Below are 15,810 nucleotides of genomic sequence, written 5' to 3' on the forward strand. Positions count from 1 at the left end.
GGCAAGGGTCCGGGTCCGGGTCCGGCCCGGCCCCGGGTCGGCGACGGGCCGACTGAACTAGGTTGGGGTCCATGGACTCCGCCCTCACCCGCTTCGCGGCCGGCTACGACTTTCCCCTCGACGACTTCCAGCGCAGGGCGTGCGAGTATCTGGACGACGAGGCCGGGGTGCTGGTGGCGGCCCCCACCGGCTCGGGCAAGACGGTGGTGGGGGAGTACGCCACCTTCCTGGCCCTGGAGACCGGCCGCAAGTGCTTCTACACCACCCCCATCAAGGCCCTGTCCAACCAGAAGTTCCACGACCTGGTGGACCGCTACGGCGCCGACCAGGTGGGACTGCTCACCGGCGACCTCTCGGTGAACTCCGAGGCCCCGATCGTGGTGATGACCACCGAGGTGCTGCGCAACATGATCTACGCCTCCTCGCGCACCCTGGAGGGACTCGGCTGGGTGGTGATGGACGAGGTGCACTACCTGGCCGACCGGTTCCGCGGGCCGGTCTGGGAGGAGGTGATCCTCGGCCTGGCCGAGTCGGTCCGGCTGGTCTGCCTGTCGGCCACCGTGTCCAACGCCGAGGAGTTCGGCGAGTGGCTCGCCGAGGTGCGCGGCGACATCAGGATCGTCGTCTCCGAGACCCGGCCGGTGCCCCTCACCCAGCACGTCGCGGTGAGCCGGCGGATCATCGACCTGTTCGCACCCGACCAGCCCGGCGACGTCAACCCCGAGCTGGTCCGGATCGCCCGGGAGGAGGCCCGTTTCCAGCGCGACGACTCGCGGCGTCCCCGCGGACGCAACGGCAAGGGGCGCAGGAGCGTCAGCTACGGCTCGGGCCGGTTCGGCGGCGCCACCAGCAGGCAGGACCGCAACGGCCCCGAGCACCGGGGCCCGCGCAACAGCCCCAGCCGCTCCCAGGTGGTCCGCTCACTGCGTCAGGCCGGGCTGCTGCCCGCCATCATCTTCGTGTTCTCCCGCACCGGCTGCGACGCCGCGGTGAGCCAGCTGATGAACTCCGACGTGGTGCTCACCAACGGGGCCGAGGCCGACCGGCTGTGCGAGATCGCCGAGCGCCACGGCGCCGGGCTGAGCCCCGAGGAGCGCGCCGCACTGGGCTGGGACCGATTCCTGGCCGCCTTCTGCCGCGGCATCGCCGCCCACCACGCCGGACTGCTGCCGGTCACCAAGGCGATCGTCGAGGAGGGATTCGTTACCGGCCTGCTCAAGGTCGTGGTGGCCACCGAGACCCTGGCCCTGGGCATCAACATGCCCGCCCGCACGGTCGTCATCGAGAGGCTCGTCAAGTACAACGGGCAGACCCACGCCGACATCACACCGGGGGAGTACACCCAGCTCACCGGTCGCGCCGGACGCCGCGGCATCGACGTCCAGGGCCACGCGGTGGTCTGCTGGCAGCCCGGGATGGACCCCCGGGCGGTCGCCGGGCTGGCCTCCCGGCGCACCTACCCGCTGCGCTCGGCATTCGCCCCGACCTACAACATGGCGGTCAACCTGGTGGCCTCGATGGGCCGGCAGCGGGCGGCACGACTGCTGGAGCACAGCTTCGCCCAGTTCCAGACCGACAGACGCCTGGGAGGCTCCACCGCCTCCCACCGCAGGAAGGACGAGGAGGCCATCGCGGAGTACCTGGCGGCCGCTCACTGCGATCGCGGAGACTTCACCGAGTACGCCGGGATGCGCGAGAGGGTCTCCCAGCTGGAGGCCGAGCAGGCCCGGCTGAGGCGCGGAGCCCGCGACGCCGAGGTCGCCGACTCGCTGTCGGCGCTGGACCCCGGAGACATCATCGCGGTGCCCTCGGGACCCCACCGGGGCTGGGCGGTGATCGTGGATCCCGGCACCCGGGGAGGCCATCGGGACCGGGGCTCCCGACCCCATCCGCTGGCCATGGTCGAGGGTCGCAGTGTGCTGCGACTCGGGGACGGCGACATCGACTCGCCGGTCCGCCGCTATGCCGGGGTGCGGATCCCGGCCCACTTCCATCCCCGCGACGCCGCCGCCCGCAAGATCCTGGGACGAAGCCTCGACGACGCCGTCGCCCAGCTGCCCGAGCTCCCCGAGAGGCCCGCCAGGGCGACCGTGGATGCCGAGCTGGCCGACCAGATCGCCGACCTGCGCTCCCGGATCCGCAGCCACCCCTGCCACTCCTGCCCGGACCGGGAGACCCACGCCCGGTTCGCCGAGCGGGGGATGGCACTGCGCCGCAGCACCGATCAGGCCGTCCAGCGCGATGCCCGCCGGTCCGGTTCCATCGCCGCCCGGTTCGACCGGATCTGCCTGGTCCTGGAGGCCCTGGGCTACCTCACCGAGGGGGGTGCCGAGGTCACCGAGCAGGGCCGGATGCTCGCCCGGATCTACTCCGAGCTGGACCTGGTCACCGCCGAGGCGGTGCGCGAGGGGGTGCTGTCGGGCCTGGACACCCCCCAGTTGGCCGCGGTGCTGTCCACCCTGGTCTTCGAGTCGCGGCCGGCGGACCGCCGCCGACCCTCCTGGCTGCCCGACCACACCTGCGAACAGGCCGTCACCCGGCTGAGGTCGGTGCGGGCCAGGGTGGGTCGGTTGGAGCGCGACCACCGGCTGGAGAGGCCCCGCGACCTGGACGTCGGGTTCGCCGAGGAGATCTACGCCTGGACTGCCGGTGCCGGCCTGGAGGTGGTGCTGGGCGATGGGATGAGTGCCGGCGACTTCGTCCGCCAGGCCCGCCAGGTGGCCGACCTGGCCGGCCAGATCGCCGCCGCCGGGGTGGACCAGGAGCTGGCCCGCGGCTGCCGACGGGTGCTCAACGCCGTCCAGCGCGGAGTCGTCTCGATGTCCGGGGAGGACGACTGAGCGGCGCCGATGATGGATAGGCTCGCCTCATGGGTGTTGCGCTGAGAGTCATCCCGTGTCTGGATGTCAAGGACGGACGGGTCGTCAAGGGAGTCAACTTCACCGGGCTGCGGGACGCCGGGGATCCGGTCGAGCTGGCCCAGGCCTATGGCGAGCTGGGGGCCGATGAACTCACCTTCCTCGACATCTCCGCCTCCACCGAGGGCCGTGCCACCACCCGCGAGATGGTCACCAGGTGCGCCCAGACGGTCTTCATCCCGCTGACCGTCGGCGGGGGAGTGCGCTCGGTCGCCGACGTCGACTCCCTGCTGCGCTGCGGGGCCGACAAGGTCGGCATCAACACCGGGGCGATCGCCCGGCCCGAGGTGATCGGCGAGATCGCCGACCGGTTCGGCAACCAGGTGATGGTGCTGTCCCTGGACGCCCGCCGGGAGCCCGGTCAGCCCTCCGGATTCGGGGTCACCACCTTCGGGGGCACCCGCTCGGCAGGCCTGGACGCCATCGCCTGGTGCAAGGAGGCAGTCGACCGGGGGGCCGGCGAGGTGCTGCTCAACTCGATGGACGCCGACGGCACCACCGACGGTTTCGACATCGAGATGATCGAGGCGGTCCGCGCCGAGATCGACGTCCCCCTGATCGCCTCGGGCGGGGCCGGCGCCGTCGAGCACTTCGTGGCGGCCGCCCGGGCCGGGGCGGACGCCGTGCTGGCGGCCTCGGTCTTCCACTACCGCACCCTCACCATCGCGGCCGTCAAGGACGGCCTGCGGGCAGCCGGGTTCGAGGTGCGCTGAGCCCCTCGAGGACCCGACCGCAGGTTCCGGTCGGCCCGGGTGCCGCGAGTTCGTCGGCGTCGGGAGCCCGGTCATGGTAGGCATGGGCCATGGACTGCCTCTTCTGCTCGATCATCGCCGGTGACATCCCCTCCCGCAGGGTGGCCGACGACCAGACCGGCATCGCCTTCCTCGACGTCGCCCCCTTCCAGGACGGACACACCCTGGTGGTGCCCCGCCGTCATGTCCGTGACCTGCTCAGCAACGACGGCGAGCTGGCCCGCATCACACCCCTGGTGACGAAGGTCTCCCAACTGCTGGTCGACCGGCTCGGCGCCCAGGGGATCAACATCGTCTCCAATGTCGGGGAGGTGGCCGGCCAGTCGGTCTTCCACCTGCACGTCCACCTCATCCCGCGGTACGAGGCCGAGCCCGGATTCGATGCCATGAGGTCCCGACGTCCGTTGCGCGATCCGGCCGAGGTGCTCGCCCAGATCCAGGGCTGAACCGCAGCCGGGCCGTGCCGGTCCCGCACCTGAGCAGCGCCCCAGTCGTCCAGAATATGAGACGACTGTCCCAAAGTTTTGACATAGCGTCCCGAATAAGGAAATCTTCTCCTCGTGAACGGTCTTATTGTTCTTAGTTAGCGTCTTGGCCTCGGTCAGGACGCTCCCTCGTATGCCAGTCGGCAGCGAGGGTTTTTTCTTGCCGGGGGACCGACGTCGGGGCGCGCACAACGGGCCACGACAGCAGCGGACTGTGAACATCACGCGGGACCGACTCCCGCGGGAGCACAGACATGTTCGACACAGGCATCTCCGACACGGAGGGAATGGAGGATCAGCGATGGCTGACAATCCCCGGCAACCGAGACTGATGACCGGCGCGCAGATGATCGTCGCCAGCCTCGAGAAGCTCGGTGTCGACGTGGTCTTCGGGCTTCCCGGCGGCGCCATCATGCCGACCTACGACCCGCTGATGGACTCCTCCAGGGTGCGCCACATCCTGGTGCGCCACGAGCAGGGGGCCGGCCACGCGGCCGAGGGGTACGCGGTGGCCACCGGACGGGTCGGGGTCTGCATGGCCACCTCGGGTCCCGGAGCCACCAACCTGGTCACCGCCCTCTACGACGCCTACCTGGACTCGGTGCCGATGATGGCCATCACCGGCCAGGTGGGCAGCTCGCTGATCGGCACCGACGGCTTCCAGGAGGCCGACATCCGCGGCATCACGATGCCGATCACCAAGCACAACTTCCTGGTCACCGAGGCCGCCAAGATCCCGCTGGCGCTGGCCGAGGCCCACCACATCGCCTCCACCGGCCGGCCCGGACCGGTGCTCGTCGACATCGCCAAGAACGCCCAGCAGGAGACGGCCGAGTTCGTCTGGCCCAAGCAGTACGACCTGCCCGGCTACAAGCCGACGGTGCGTCCGCACTCCCGCCAGATCAAGGAGGCGGCCACCCTCATCCGCGAGGCCACCCGCCCGGTGCTCTACATCGGCGGGGGAGTGGCCAGGGCCAACGCCGCCCATGAGCTGATGAGGCTGGTCGAGCTGACCGACATCCCGGTCACCACCACCCTGATGGCCCGCGACGTCTTCCCCGACTCTCACCCGCGAGCCCTCGGGATGCCCGGCATGCACGGATCGGTGGCGGCGGTCGGCGCCCTGCAGCGCGCCGATCTCATCATCGCGGTGGGCACCCGCTTCGACGACCGGGTCACCGGACGGCTGGACACCTTCGCCCCGCTGGCCAAGATCATCCACGCCGACGTCGACCCCGCCGAGATCGGCAAGAACAGGCACGCCGACGTGCCGATCGTCGGCGACGCCCGCCAGACCCTGGCCAGACTCGTCGAATCGCTGTCCGACAAGTCGATGCCCGACATCTCCGCCTGGAACTCCCAGCTGGACGCCATGAAGCAGGTCTACGCCCCCTCCTGGGAGGAGCCCCCGGCCGGCAAGATGTCGCCGCAGTGGGTGATCTCGCGGATCGGCGAGCTGGCTCCCGACGACTCGGTCTTCGTCACCGGCGTCGGACAGCACCAGATGTGGGCCTCCCACTTCCTGCCCCACACCAGACCGCACACCTGGCTCACCTCCGGGGGAGCCGGCACGATGGGCTACTGCGTGCCCGCCGCGATGGGCGCCCAGGTCGGTCGGCCCGACTCCACCGTGTGGGGGATCGACGGCGACGGCTGCTTCCAGATGACCAACCAGGAGCTGGTGACCTGCGCCCTCAACGGCATCCCGGTGAAGATCGCCATCATCAACAACAACGTGCTGGGGATGGTCCGCCAGTGGCAGAACCTCTTCTACGACCAGCGGTACTCCCAGACCGATCTGCACTCCGACACCCTGCCCGACTTCGTCAAACTGGCGGAGGCGCTGGGCTGTGTGGCCTTCCGGGTCACCGACAAGGACAAGGTCGACGAGGTCATCGAGCAGGCCAATGCGATCACCGACCGACCGGTGGTGGTCGAGTTCGTCGTCCACAAGGACGCCATGGTCTGGCCGATGGTCGCGGCCGGGACCAGCAATGACGAGATCAAGATCGCCCAGGGGCTGGCACCCGACTGGGGCGAGTACGCCGAGGAGGAGGAGCTCTCCGCCCCGGGCTCTGCGGTGACGGCCACCAGCGAGCAGAAGGACTGAACGCCATGAACGCCACACACATCCTGTCCGTGCTGGTCGTCAACCGTCCCGGTGTCCTCACCCGGGTGGCGGGGCTGTTCGCCCGCCGCGGCTACAACATCGAGTCGCTGACCGTCTCGCCGACCAATGATCCCGACCAGTCGCGGATGACCATCGGTGTCGACGTCGACTCGCCCAACACCCTCGAGCAGATCGTCAAGCAGCTCAACAAGCTCATCGAGGTCCACAAGATCATCGAGCTGGAGGGCACCGCGGTGGCCCGCGAGCTGATCCTGGTCAAGGTGCGCTCCACCCTGGAGACCCGCTCCCAGGTGATCGACACCGTCGCCCTGTTCCGCGGCAAGGCCGTCGACGTCTCGCCGGAGTCGATCACCGTCGAGGCCACCGGCAGCCGTGAGAAGCTGGACGCCCTGGTCAAGATGCTGGAACCCTTCGGCATCATCGAACTGGTCCAGTCCGGTCGGGTGGCGCTCAACCGGGGAGCGGTCGCACTGGCGGCCCGCGGCTCCCGAAACGGCTCCTGAGGCGTCCCGCCCGGCCGTTCAACAGACTTCCATTTTCCCATCAACAAGGAGAGATTCCATGGCAAAGATCTACTACGACGACGACGCTGATCTGTCGATCATCCAGAACCGTCAGGTGGCGATCATCGGGTACGGCTCCCAGGGTCACGCCCACGCGCTCAACCTGCGCGACTCCGGCGTCGACGTCCGGGTCGGCCTGCGTCCCGGATCCAAGTCGATCGCCAAGGCCGAGGCCCAGGGCCTGCGCGTGGTCGGCATCGAGGAGGCCTGCGAGGAGGCCGACGTCATCATGGTGCTGGCCCCCGACCAGAACCAGCGTCAGCTCTACGCCGAGCAGATCGCCCCCCACCTCAAGTCCGGTGACGCGCTGTTCTTCGCCCACGGTTTCAACATCCACTTCGGCTACATCAAGGCCCCGGCCGATGTCGACGTGTGCATGGTCGCCCCCAAGGGCCCCGGTCACATCGTCCGTCGCGAGTACGAGGACGGCCGTGGCGTCCCGGTGCTGGTGTGTGTCGAGAAGGACGCCACCGGACACGCCTGGGAGCTCACCAAGTCCTACGCGAAGGCCCTCGGCGGGCTGCGCGCCGGCGGCATCGAGACCAGCTTCCGCGAGGAGACCGAGACCGACCTGTTCGGTGAGCAGAACGTCCTGTGCGGCGGCCTGTCGCACCTCATCGAGACCGGGTTCGAGGTCCTGGTGGAGGCCGGCTACCAGCCCGAGATGGCCTACTTCGAGGTCTGTCACGAGATGAAGATGATCGTCGACCTCATCATCGAGGGAGGCATCTCCAAGCAGCGCTGGTCGATCTCCGACACCGCCGAGTACGGCGACTACGTCTCCGGCCCGCGGGTCATCGACGGACACGTCAAGGAGAACATGAAGGCGGTCCTGGACGACATCCAGTCCGGCGCCTTCGCCAAGCGGTTCATCGCCGATCAGGACGCCGGCGCCCCGGAGTTCAAGAAGATGCGCGCCGCCGAGGCCAGCCACCCGATCGAGGCCACCGGCAAGGAGCTGCGCAAGATGTTCTCCTGGCTGGAGAACCAGGACGCCGACTACACCGAGGGCACCGCCGCTCGCTGAGTCTCCTCCTGCGCTCAATGAGGTCCCGGCAGGGGCCCGCCTGATGGCGGGCCCCTGCCGTGCTCTCAGCGCAACCGGCAGGCGATGATTGCCGCCATGTCCTCGGCCAGCTGGATCTCGGTGCAGTTCACCGACGGCTCGGTGCGCCAGGCCAGCCGGGTGTGGTCCACGCCGCCGTCGATGGTGCGCGGCGGGAAGCCGAAGCTCGGGGGCATGTCGTCGATGAGGATGATCCCGCCCCGGCGGACCGCGTGGACGATGTCGGGGATCGGGGTGGCCCGGGCGATCCGGATCGGCATCGACAGCAGCCCGAAGGGTCCGCGCTCCATGAGGTCTGGCCAGCCGCCGTGGATCACCTCGACGTCCAGGCCCTCCAGGATCCCTCTCACCCGTCGGCAGCGGTCCTCGTCGTCGTCGACGGTGACGACATGGGTCCGTGCCCGGGCGCCCAGCCGCAGCCAGGCGGCTCCCGCTCCGCAGCCGGCCTCGCACTCGCCGATCGGGCCGCGCATGGACCCGGCCAGGGTGGCCAGCAGCCGGCCGGTCTCGTTGCGGGTGGTGGTGACATAGCCGAGCTCCAGGGCGTTGTGCAGGGCGGCGGCGACCAGGTCGGGAGTCTCAGGAACGGGTATCACCCCGGCATTGTGCCACTTCCGACGCACCCTCCCGCGGGGCGTCGCGCCCGGTCCGGGGACAGCGGCGGCCGCCGACGAGACCTCGTCGACGGCCGCCGCCGGGTGTCGGGGAGCTCAGACCAGGGCCGCGATGGCATCGCCGATCTGGCTGGTGGTGCGCGTCGGTCCGCTCAGCCGGGAGGCGATGTCGGTGCCCACCGCGGTGCGGATCCGGTCGGCGTCGGCGGGGCGTCCCAAGTGGTCGAGGAGCAGAGCCATCGAGGAGATGGCCGCCGTCGGATCGGCCTTGCCGGTACCGGCGATGTCGGGGGCCGAGCCGTGCACCGGCTCGAACATCGAGGGGAACTTCCCGCTGGTGTTGATATTGGCGCTCGGCGCCAGGCCGATCCCACCGGTGACCGCCCCGGCCAGGTCGGTGATGATGTCGCCGAAAAGGTTGTCGGTGACGATGACGTCGAACCGCTGGGGCTCGCGCACCAGGGCGATGGTGACGGCGTCGACGTGCATGTAGTCGTGCTCGACATCGGGGAAGTCGGCGCCGACCTCGTCGACCACCCGGCGCCACAGCGAGCCGGCGTTGACCAGGACGTTGTGCTTGTGGACCAGGGTGAGGTGTCCTCGCCGGGCCTGGGCGCGGGTGAAGGCGTCGCGGACCACCCGCTCCACCCCGAAGGCGGTGTTGAGGCTCACCTCGGTGGCGATCTCCTGGGGGGTGCCGGCCCGCACCACCCCGCCGTTGCCGCAGTAGAGACCCTCGGTGCCCTCCCGGCAGACCACGAAGTCGATCGGGCCGGCCCCGGTGACCTCCTCGGACAGCGGGGTGGGGGTGCCCGGGTACCACACCGAGGGGCGCAGGTTGACGCCCTGGTCCAGGGAGAACCTCAGCTTGAGCAGCAGTCCGCGCTCCAGCAGGCCGGAGGGCACCTCGGTCGATCCCGGGGCGGCCCCGACTGCTCCGAGGACGATCGCGTCGGCGGTGGCGATCTCGGCCAGGGTGTCGTCGTCGAGGACCTCTCCGGTGGCCTTCCAGTGGTCGGCGCCCAGGGAGTACTCGCGGGTGCTGAAGGCATCGGCCCCGATCGTGGCGCGCAGCACCTTGAGGGCCTCGGCGGTGACCTCCGGACCGATCCCGTCGCCGCCGATGACGGCGAGGGTGGGCGCAGTGCCGGCGGACTGGGCAGCGGAAGAGTCATTCGTCATGGCCCCACGGTATCGAACCGTCCAGAATGTGACATCCGTATGTCAGTCCGTGAACAATCGTGATCGCGTCCGGTGTAGCGTGACGGCCATGAGTCTGAGCTTTGCTGCACCCGATGATCTCACCTGGTCCCCCGACGACGCGATCGCGGCCCTGCACGCCGATCCCAAGTTCGGCGTGGCCTTCACCGACCACATGGCCGAGGCGATCTGGACCGCCGACGGCGGATGGCACGACGACGCCGTCGCCCCTTACGGCCCGCTGGACGTCAACCCGGCCAGCGCGGTGCTCCACTACGCCCAGGAGATCTTCGAGGGCCTGAAGGCCTACCGCCACGCCGATGGCTCGGTGTGGCTGTTCCGCCCCGACTGCAATGCCGAGCGGTTCGCCAACTCCGCACGACGTCTCGCCCTCCCGGTGCTGCCGGAGGAGGACTTCGTCACCAGCTGTCTGCAGATCGCTGAGACCGAGGCCCGCTGGGTCCCCGATGCCGGCAAGAACGGTGAGAAGAGCCTCTACCTGCGTCCCTTCATGATCGCCTATGAGGACTTCCTCGGGGTGGCCCCCGCCAAGCGGGTGCTCTACTCCGTGATCTGCTCCCCGGTCGGACCCTACTTCTCCGGCGGCGTCTCGGCGGTGCGGATCTGGCTCGAGCGTCACAACTCCCGGACAGCCCCCGGTGGTACCGGTGCGGCCAAGTGCGGTGGCAACTACGCCGCCTCCCTGCTGGCCCAGGAGGAGGCCTATGCCAAGGGCTGCTCGCAGGTGCTCTTCGCCGACGCGGTGGAGCACGCCTGGGCGGAGGAGCTCGGTGGCATGAACATCTTCGCGGTCACCAAGGACAAGGAGATCGTCACCCCCGTGCTCACCGGCACGATCCTGCCCGGCGTCACCCGTCGGTCCATCCTGGGAATGGCCCCCGACCTGGGGCTCACCCCGGTCGAGCGCCGTCTGGGCGTCGACGAGCTCCTCGACGGGATCCGCTCCGGCGAGTTCCCGGAGGTCTTCGCCTGCGGTACCGCCGCCGTCGTCACCCCGATCGGGTCGCTGGTCGACGAGTCCGGCGAGACGACCGTCAAGGAGCAGGCCGGCGAGGTCACGATGGCCATCCGCAACCGCCTTCTCGACATCCAGTACGGCCGCGTGGAGGACATCCACGGCTGGCTCCGCCGCGTCTGCTGAGGACTGAGATGACTGAGTCCCGGATCACCGTCCCGTCGAGCATCACACTGTTCGACACCACGCTGCGAGACGGGGCCCAGCAGGAGGGGCTGCGGTTCAGCGTCGAGGACAAGCTGCGGATCGCAGCCCTTCTGGACGGTCTGGGGGTCGGGCTGATCGAGGGCGGCTGGCCCGGCGCCAACCCCGCCGACACCGCCTTCTTCCAGCGCGCCCGCACCGAGCCGGAGCTGCACGGCTCTCGGCTGGTCGCCTTCGGATCCACCCGCAGGCCCGGCTCCCGGGCCGCCGACGACCAGCTCGTCGCGGCCCTGAGGGACGCCGACACCCCCGTGGTGTGCCTGGTCGCCAAGGCCGACTCGCGACACGTCGAGAAGGCGCTTCGCACCACCGCGGCCGAGAACCTGGCGATGATCGCCGACACGGTGACCCACCTGGTGGGTCAGGGCCGCGAGGTGATGGTCGACTGCGAGCACTTCTTCGACGGATTCCGGTACGACCCCGACTACGCCCTCGAGGTGGTGCGCACCGCAGCCGAGGCCGGCGCCTCCACGGCGGTGCTGTGCGACACCAACGGCGGAATGCTGCCCTCGATGATCTCCGAGATCGTCGGGGCCACCGCCGAGCTGGGGGTGCCCCTGGGGATCCACTGCCACAACGACACCGGGTGCGCGGTGGCCAACTCGCTGGCCGCCGTGGAGGCCGGTGCCAGCCAGGTTCAGGGCACCATCAACGGCTACGGGGAGCGCACCGGCAATGCCGATCTGGTCACCCTGATCGGCAACCTCGAGACCAAGTACCACCTGCGGGTGCTGCCCGAGGGCCAGTTGGCGCACCTGTCGGGGGTCGCCCACGCCATCGGTGAGATCGCCAATCAGCTGCCACAGGCCAGGCAGCCCTATGCCGGCCGGTCGAGTTTCGCCCACAAGGCCGGGCTGCACGCCTCGGCGATCCGGGTCGACCCCGATCTGTACCAGCACATCGACCCCGCCGTGGTCGGCAATGACATGCGGATGCTGGTCTCGGGAATGTCGGGGCGGGCGAATGTGCTGCTCAAGGCCAGCGAACTCGGCTTCGACGGTCTCACCCGCGACCAGGCCGGCGAACTGGTCGACCTGGTCAAGCGCCGGGAGGTGGACGGCTACTCCTACGAGGCCGCCGACGGCAGCTTTGAGCTGCTGCTGCGCGACCATCTCGGAATGCCCAGCTCGGCCTTCGAGGTGCTGTTCTGGCAGGCCAGCTCCCACCAGACCGGGGACGGCGAGGTCATCACGACGGCCGTGGTCTCCCTGCACCCCACGGCCGGGTCACCGGGGGTGGAGTCCTGTGGGGGATCGGCGGCGACCACCGTGGAGGCCACCGGCAACGGCCCGGTCCACGCCCTGGACCAGGCTCTGCGCGGGGCACTCATCGACCACTTCCCGCAGATCGCCGCCTGCCACCTCACCGACTACCGGGTGCGGATCCTCGACGACGGCCACGGTACCGACGCCACCGTGAGGGTGCTCATCGACACCGAGATCGACCAGCAGATCACCGCGACCGTCGGTGTCGGCACCGACATCATCGAGGCGAGCTGGGAGGCCCTCTCGGACGCCTACCGGCACGCCCTCATCAGTCGGTCCTGAGCTGGTCGGGGCGCCTCACAGCGAGTCGATCACCAGGGATGTCCGGGGAGCCGACTCGCCGATGGTGAAGGCGCCGACCAGGGCCTCCTCGGCCCTGGGGATCGCATCGGCGGTGTCGGTGAGAAGGGTGGCCAGCGGCTGGCCGGCGACCACCGGGTCGCCGACCTGGACGTTGAGGTGGATGCCCGCTGCCGCCTGCACCGGGTCCTCCTTGCGGGCCCGGCCGGCGCCCAGCCGCCAGGAGGCCACCCCGACCGCCATCGCGTCGATCCCCGAGACCACGCCGTCAGAGGTGGCGGCCACGTCCTGGGAGTGACGGGCCACCGGCAGGGCGGCGTCCGGATCCCCGCCCTGGGCTGCCACCATCTGCCGCCAGACATCCATCGCCCGGCCGCTGCGCAGCTCCTCGGCCGGGTCGGCGTCCAGCCCGGCGGCGGCCACCATCTTCTCGGCCAGCGCTAGGGTGAGCTCGACGACGTCGTGGGGGCCGCCACCGGCCAGCACCTCGACCGCCTCAGCGACCTCGATGCCATTGCCGACCGCGCGGCCCAGGGGGGCCTCCATGCTGGTGAGCAGGGCGCTGGTGTGCACCCCGGCGGCACTTCCCAGGCCGACCAGCCGGCGGGCCAGCTCGCGGGCGTCCGCCTCGGTCTTCATGAACGCCCCCGACCCGGACTTGACGTCCAGCACCAGGGCGGAGGTGCCCTCGGCGATCTTCTTGCTCATGATCGAGGAGGCGATCAGCGGGATCGACTCGACGGTCCCGGTGACGTCGCGCAGCGCGTAGAGCTTCTTGTCAGCGGGGGCCAGACCGGGCCCGGCCGCGCAGATCACCGCCCCGACGGTCTCCAGCTGGTGCATCATCTCGTCATTGGACAGGTCCGCCCGCCAGCCGGGGATGGCCTCCATCTTGTCGAGAGTGCCACCGGTGTGGCCGAGTCCGCGGCCCGACAGCTGCGGAACCGCCGCCCCGCAGGCCGCCACCAGGGGGGCCAGCGGAAGGGTGATCTTGTCTCCCACCCCGCCGGTCGAGTGCTTGTCGACGGTGGGACGCGACAGTCCCGTGAAGTGCATCCGGGTGCCCGACTCGATCATCGCGGTGGTCCAGCGCGACAGTTCGGCGTCGTCGAGCCCCTGGAAGAAGATCGCCATCGCCATCGCAGACATCTGCTCGTCGGCGACCGTGCCGCGGGTGTAGGCGTCGATCAGCCAGTCGATCTGCTCGGGTGCCAGGCGATCGCCCGATCTCTTGGTGCGGATGAGGTCGACGGCGTCGAAGGCAGTTGTCATGGCGGTCAGTATTCCAGCACCGATATTCTGGGGCCATGCGCATTGCCCGATTCGTCCCCACCGGTGGTGATCCGGCCTTCGGAATTGTTGAACTGGCCGCTGATGAGGGGGAGCACCCCGACACCATCGCCGTCATCACCGGGGATCCGGTGGCCGCCCCGGTCCAGTACACCGGAGCCCGCCACGACCTGGCGGATGTCCGGCTGCTGTCCCCGGTGATCCCTCGGAGCAAGGTGGTGGGGATCGGGCGCAACTATGCCGAGCACGCCGCAGAACTGGGCAATGAGGTGCCCACCGACCCACTGGTCTTCCTCAAGCCCAACACCTCGGTGATCGGACACGACGAGGCCATCATCCGGCCCTCCTTCTGTCACGAGCTGCACTACGAGGGCGAACTGGCCGTGGTGATCGGGCGGATCTGCAAGGACGTGCCGGTGGAGCGCGCCCAGGAGGTCATCTTCGGGTTCACGGTGGCCGACGACGTCACCGCCCGGGACGTCCAGAAGGGCGACGGACAGTGGACCCGGGCCAAGGGCTCGGACACCTTCTGCCCGCTGGGCCCGTGGATGGTGACCCATCTGTCGGTCGCCGAGGCCCAGAGTCTGCCGATCACCACCCGGCTGGACGGCCAGGTCGTCCAGCGCGGCAACACCCGCGAGATGGTCCGGCCGATCCCCGAGCTGATCAGCTACATCTCCTCCTTCACCACCCTGCTGCCCGGAGACGTCATCCTCACCGGCACCCCCGCCGGGGTCGGCCCGATGGAGCCCGGACAGCGGGTCGAGGTCGAGATCGACGGCATCGGCACGCTGTCCAACACCGTGGCGGAGGCCTGAGCACCCATGGCCGCAGCGCGACGACCGGTTCCGCGGCGTCCCGGACCACAACGACCGGGTCAGCAGCCCCCGGCGCAGAGGAGACCGGTCCAGCGACCGGTCCAGAGGCGTCCAGGACAGGACGGACCGGGGCAGGACAGGACAGGGCAGGGCGGACCGCAGTCGGCAGGCCCTGGCGGACTGCTGTCGGGCCGGGTGCGTGACCCTCAGCCCCGGGTGGACTACTCCCAGGTGCTGGTGGAGCCCGGTGAGGGGCGACTCGCCGGAGCCTTCGGCATCGCCGGTGGACTGCTCGGCTACGCCCTAGTGGTGCCGCTGGTGCTCCAGGCGCTGCTGCTGGCCGGATGGCTGGCCGGTGGCCGGTCCGGGTCCTTCTCCGACTACGCGCACCGCGCCCAGGGATTCGAGACCATCTGGGGGCTCACCGCCACCCATCTCGCCCTGGCCTGCCTCATCCCGGTCGTCCTGCTGCTGGCCCGCTACCTGCACCACCGCGCCCCTCGATGGGTGTGGTCGGTGCAACCGGGACTGCGCGCTCGTTTCCTGGTCTGGGTGATGCTGGTCGCCGTCATCGTGCTCAACCTCACCCAGATCCTGGCCCGTGGCTACGGGCACCTGGACTTCCAGGTGCCGCACCTGTGGTGGCTGTGGCTGCTGGCGATCCTGCTCACCTCCCCCCTCCAGGCGGCGGCCGAGGAGGTGTTCTTCCGCGGCTACCTGCTCAACTGCTTCGGCTCGCTGGGGGCCAACAGGTGGGTGGCGGTGATCGCCTCGGCTCTGGTCTTCGCCCTGTTCCACGGCACCCAGAACCTCTGGCTGTTCCTCGACAGGCTCTCCTTCGGGCTGGCGGCCGGGGCGCTGGTGATCCTCACCGGGGGACTGGAGGCCGGAATAGCCGCCCACGTCGTCAACAACCTCTTCGCCTTCGGCTACGCGGTCTTCCTCGGCGGGGCCGCCCAGGCGCGAGGGATCACCTCGATGGGGGTCGTCGACGCCCTGTGGGACGTCGGTGGCTTCGTCGGGGTCGCGATGGCGGCCTGGTGGATCGGTCGGCTGATGCGGGTGGCCCGCCTCACCCCGGGTCCGACCGGCGGGGATTTGCGCAGTACTCGAAGGGGCTGATATCGTCTCTCGTCGTTGCGTCACCGGCCCGAACAGGCCTCGACGC

13 protein-coding genes are annotated in these 15,810 nt (G+C 69.9%); 10 read left to right on the plus strand and 3 right to left on the minus strand.

Features of this window, described 5'->3' with window-relative positions; translation table 11 throughout:
• The first annotated feature begins 71 nt into the window (after window positions 1-71).
• The 6 genes from FEZ32_RS10210 to ilvC all read left to right on the plus strand — a co-directional run bounded on the left by FEZ32_RS10210 (window position 72) and on the right by ilvC (window position 7,876).
• On the plus strand, window positions 72-2,840 hold the full coding sequence (locus FEZ32_RS10210; protein ID WP_138680537.1) for a DEAD/DEAH box helicase: 2,769 nt from the start codon (window positions 72-74) through the stop codon (window positions 2,838-2,840).
• 29 nt (window positions 2,841-2,869) lie between these two features.
• Window positions 2,870-3,631 (plus strand): imidazole glycerol phosphate synthase subunit HisF, encoded by a 762-nt coding sequence (hisF, locus tag FEZ32_RS10215; protein ID WP_097798674.1) that lies wholly within the window; start codon window positions 2,870-2,872, stop codon window positions 3,629-3,631.
• A gap of 89 nt (window positions 3,632-3,720) precedes the next feature.
• Entirely contained in the window at window positions 3,721-4,116 is a 396-nt protein-coding gene (locus tag FEZ32_RS10220) for an HIT family protein (protein ID WP_028703520.1), read from the plus strand.
• Window positions 4,117-4,456: 340 nt separating this feature from the next.
• Window positions 4,457-6,265, plus strand: a complete 1,809-nt coding sequence (locus tag FEZ32_RS10225; RefSeq protein ID WP_138680538.1) for an acetolactate synthase large subunit — start codon at window positions 4,457-4,459, stop codon at window positions 6,263-6,265.
• A 5-nt stretch (window positions 6,266-6,270) separates the two neighbouring features.
• A complete protein-coding gene (ilvN, locus tag FEZ32_RS10230; RefSeq protein WP_097798677.1) occupies window positions 6,271-6,789 on the plus strand; it encodes an acetolactate synthase small subunit in 519 nt (172 codons plus the stop codon).
• A gap of 58 nt (window positions 6,790-6,847) precedes the next feature.
• Window positions 6,848-7,876, plus strand: a complete 1,029-nt coding sequence (gene ilvC, locus FEZ32_RS10235) for a ketol-acid reductoisomerase (RefSeq protein WP_028703518.1) — start codon at window positions 6,848-6,850, stop codon at window positions 7,874-7,876.
• 65 nt (window positions 7,877-7,941) lie between these two features.
• On the opposite strand, the gene FEZ32_RS10240 is transcribed toward ilvC, so the two are convergent.
• Together FEZ32_RS10240 and FEZ32_RS10245 are read right to left on the minus strand one after the other, a co-directional pair.
• Entirely contained in the window at window positions 7,942-8,511 is a 570-nt protein-coding gene (locus tag FEZ32_RS10240) for an O-methyltransferase (protein ID WP_138680539.1), read from the minus strand.
• Between the two features lie 114 nt (window positions 8,512-8,625).
• Window positions 8,626-9,711, minus strand: a complete 1,086-nt coding sequence (locus FEZ32_RS10245; protein WP_138680540.1) for a 3-isopropylmalate dehydrogenase — start codon at window positions 9,709-9,711, stop codon at window positions 8,626-8,628.
• A gap of 88 nt (window positions 9,712-9,799) precedes the next feature.
• On the opposite strand from FEZ32_RS10245, the gene FEZ32_RS10250 reads away from it, so the two are divergent.
• A complete protein-coding gene (locus FEZ32_RS10250; protein ID WP_138680541.1) occupies window positions 9,800-10,891 on the plus strand; it encodes a branched-chain amino acid aminotransferase in 1,092 nt (363 codons plus the stop codon).
• 8 nt (window positions 10,892-10,899) lie between these two features.
• The gene (gene cimA, locus FEZ32_RS10255; RefSeq protein ID WP_138680542.1) at window positions 10,900-12,516 is read left to right on the plus strand and encodes a citramalate synthase; all 1,617 of its coding nucleotides are present in this window, start codon (window positions 10,900-10,902) and stop codon (window positions 12,514-12,516) included.
• A 15-nt stretch (window positions 12,517-12,531) separates the two neighbouring features.
• Here the strand turns inward: cimA and FEZ32_RS10260 are convergent, their stop codons facing one another.
• Window positions 12,532-13,806, minus strand: a complete 1,275-nt coding sequence (locus FEZ32_RS10260) for a thymidine phosphorylase (RefSeq protein ID WP_138680543.1) — start codon at window positions 13,804-13,806, stop codon at window positions 12,532-12,534.
• 35 nt (window positions 13,807-13,841) lie between these two features.
• Here FEZ32_RS10260 and FEZ32_RS10265 point away from each other — a divergent pair, with 35 nt between their 5' ends.
• Window positions 13,842-14,642 (plus strand): fumarylacetoacetate hydrolase family protein, encoded by an 801-nt coding sequence (locus tag FEZ32_RS10265; RefSeq protein WP_028703512.1) that lies wholly within the window; start codon window positions 13,842-13,844, stop codon window positions 14,640-14,642.
• A gap of 195 nt (window positions 14,643-14,837) precedes the next feature.
• Window positions 14,838-15,764 (plus strand): CPBP family intramembrane glutamic endopeptidase, encoded by a 927-nt coding sequence (locus tag FEZ32_RS10270; protein WP_244937848.1) that lies wholly within the window; start codon window positions 14,838-14,840, stop codon window positions 15,762-15,764.
• Window positions 15,765-15,810: the final 46 nt, after the last annotated feature.

The sequence above is a fragment of the Acidipropionibacterium jensenii genome, assembly GCF_005890135.1.
GTDB classification, from domain to species: domain Bacteria; phylum Actinomycetota; class Actinomycetes; order Propionibacteriales; family Propionibacteriaceae; genus Acidipropionibacterium; species Acidipropionibacterium jensenii.

Bases quoted from the DNA above. Each gene is read 5' to 3' on its own strand.
- hisF (WP_097798674.1), top strand. From the start codon at position 2,870: ATGGGTGTTGCGCTGAGAGTCATCCCGTGTCTGGATGTCAAGGACGGA.
- FEZ32_RS10220 (WP_028703520.1), top strand. From the start codon at position 3,721: ATGGACTGCCTCTTCTGCTCGATCATCGCCGGTGACATCCCCTCCCGC.
- FEZ32_RS10210 (WP_138680537.1), top strand. From the start codon at position 72: ATGGACTCCGCCCTCACCCGCTTCGCGGCCGGCTACGACTTTCCCCTC.
- FEZ32_RS10245 (WP_138680540.1), bottom strand. From the start codon at position 9,711: ATGACGAATGACTCTTCCGCTGCCCAGTCCGCCGGCACTGCGCCCACC.
- ilvN (WP_097798677.1), top strand. From the start codon at position 6,271: ATGAACGCCACACACATCCTGTCCGTGCTGGTCGTCAACCGTCCCGGT.
- cimA (WP_138680542.1), top strand. From the start codon at position 10,900: ATGACTGAGTCCCGGATCACCGTCCCGTCGAGCATCACACTGTTCGAC.
- FEZ32_RS10260 (WP_138680543.1), bottom strand. From the start codon at position 13,806: ATGACAACTGCCTTCGACGCCGTCGACCTCATCCGCACCAAGAGATCG.
- ilvC (WP_028703518.1), top strand. From the start codon at position 6,848: ATGGCAAAGATCTACTACGACGACGACGCTGATCTGTCGATCATCCAG.
- FEZ32_RS10225 (WP_138680538.1), top strand. From the start codon at position 4,457: ATGGCTGACAATCCCCGGCAACCGAGACTGATGACCGGCGCGCAGATG.
- FEZ32_RS10250 (WP_138680541.1), top strand. From the start codon at position 9,800: ATGAGTCTGAGCTTTGCTGCACCCGATGATCTCACCTGGTCCCCCGAC.
- FEZ32_RS10265 (WP_028703512.1), top strand. From the start codon at position 13,842: ATGCGCATTGCCCGATTCGTCCCCACCGGTGGTGATCCGGCCTTCGGA.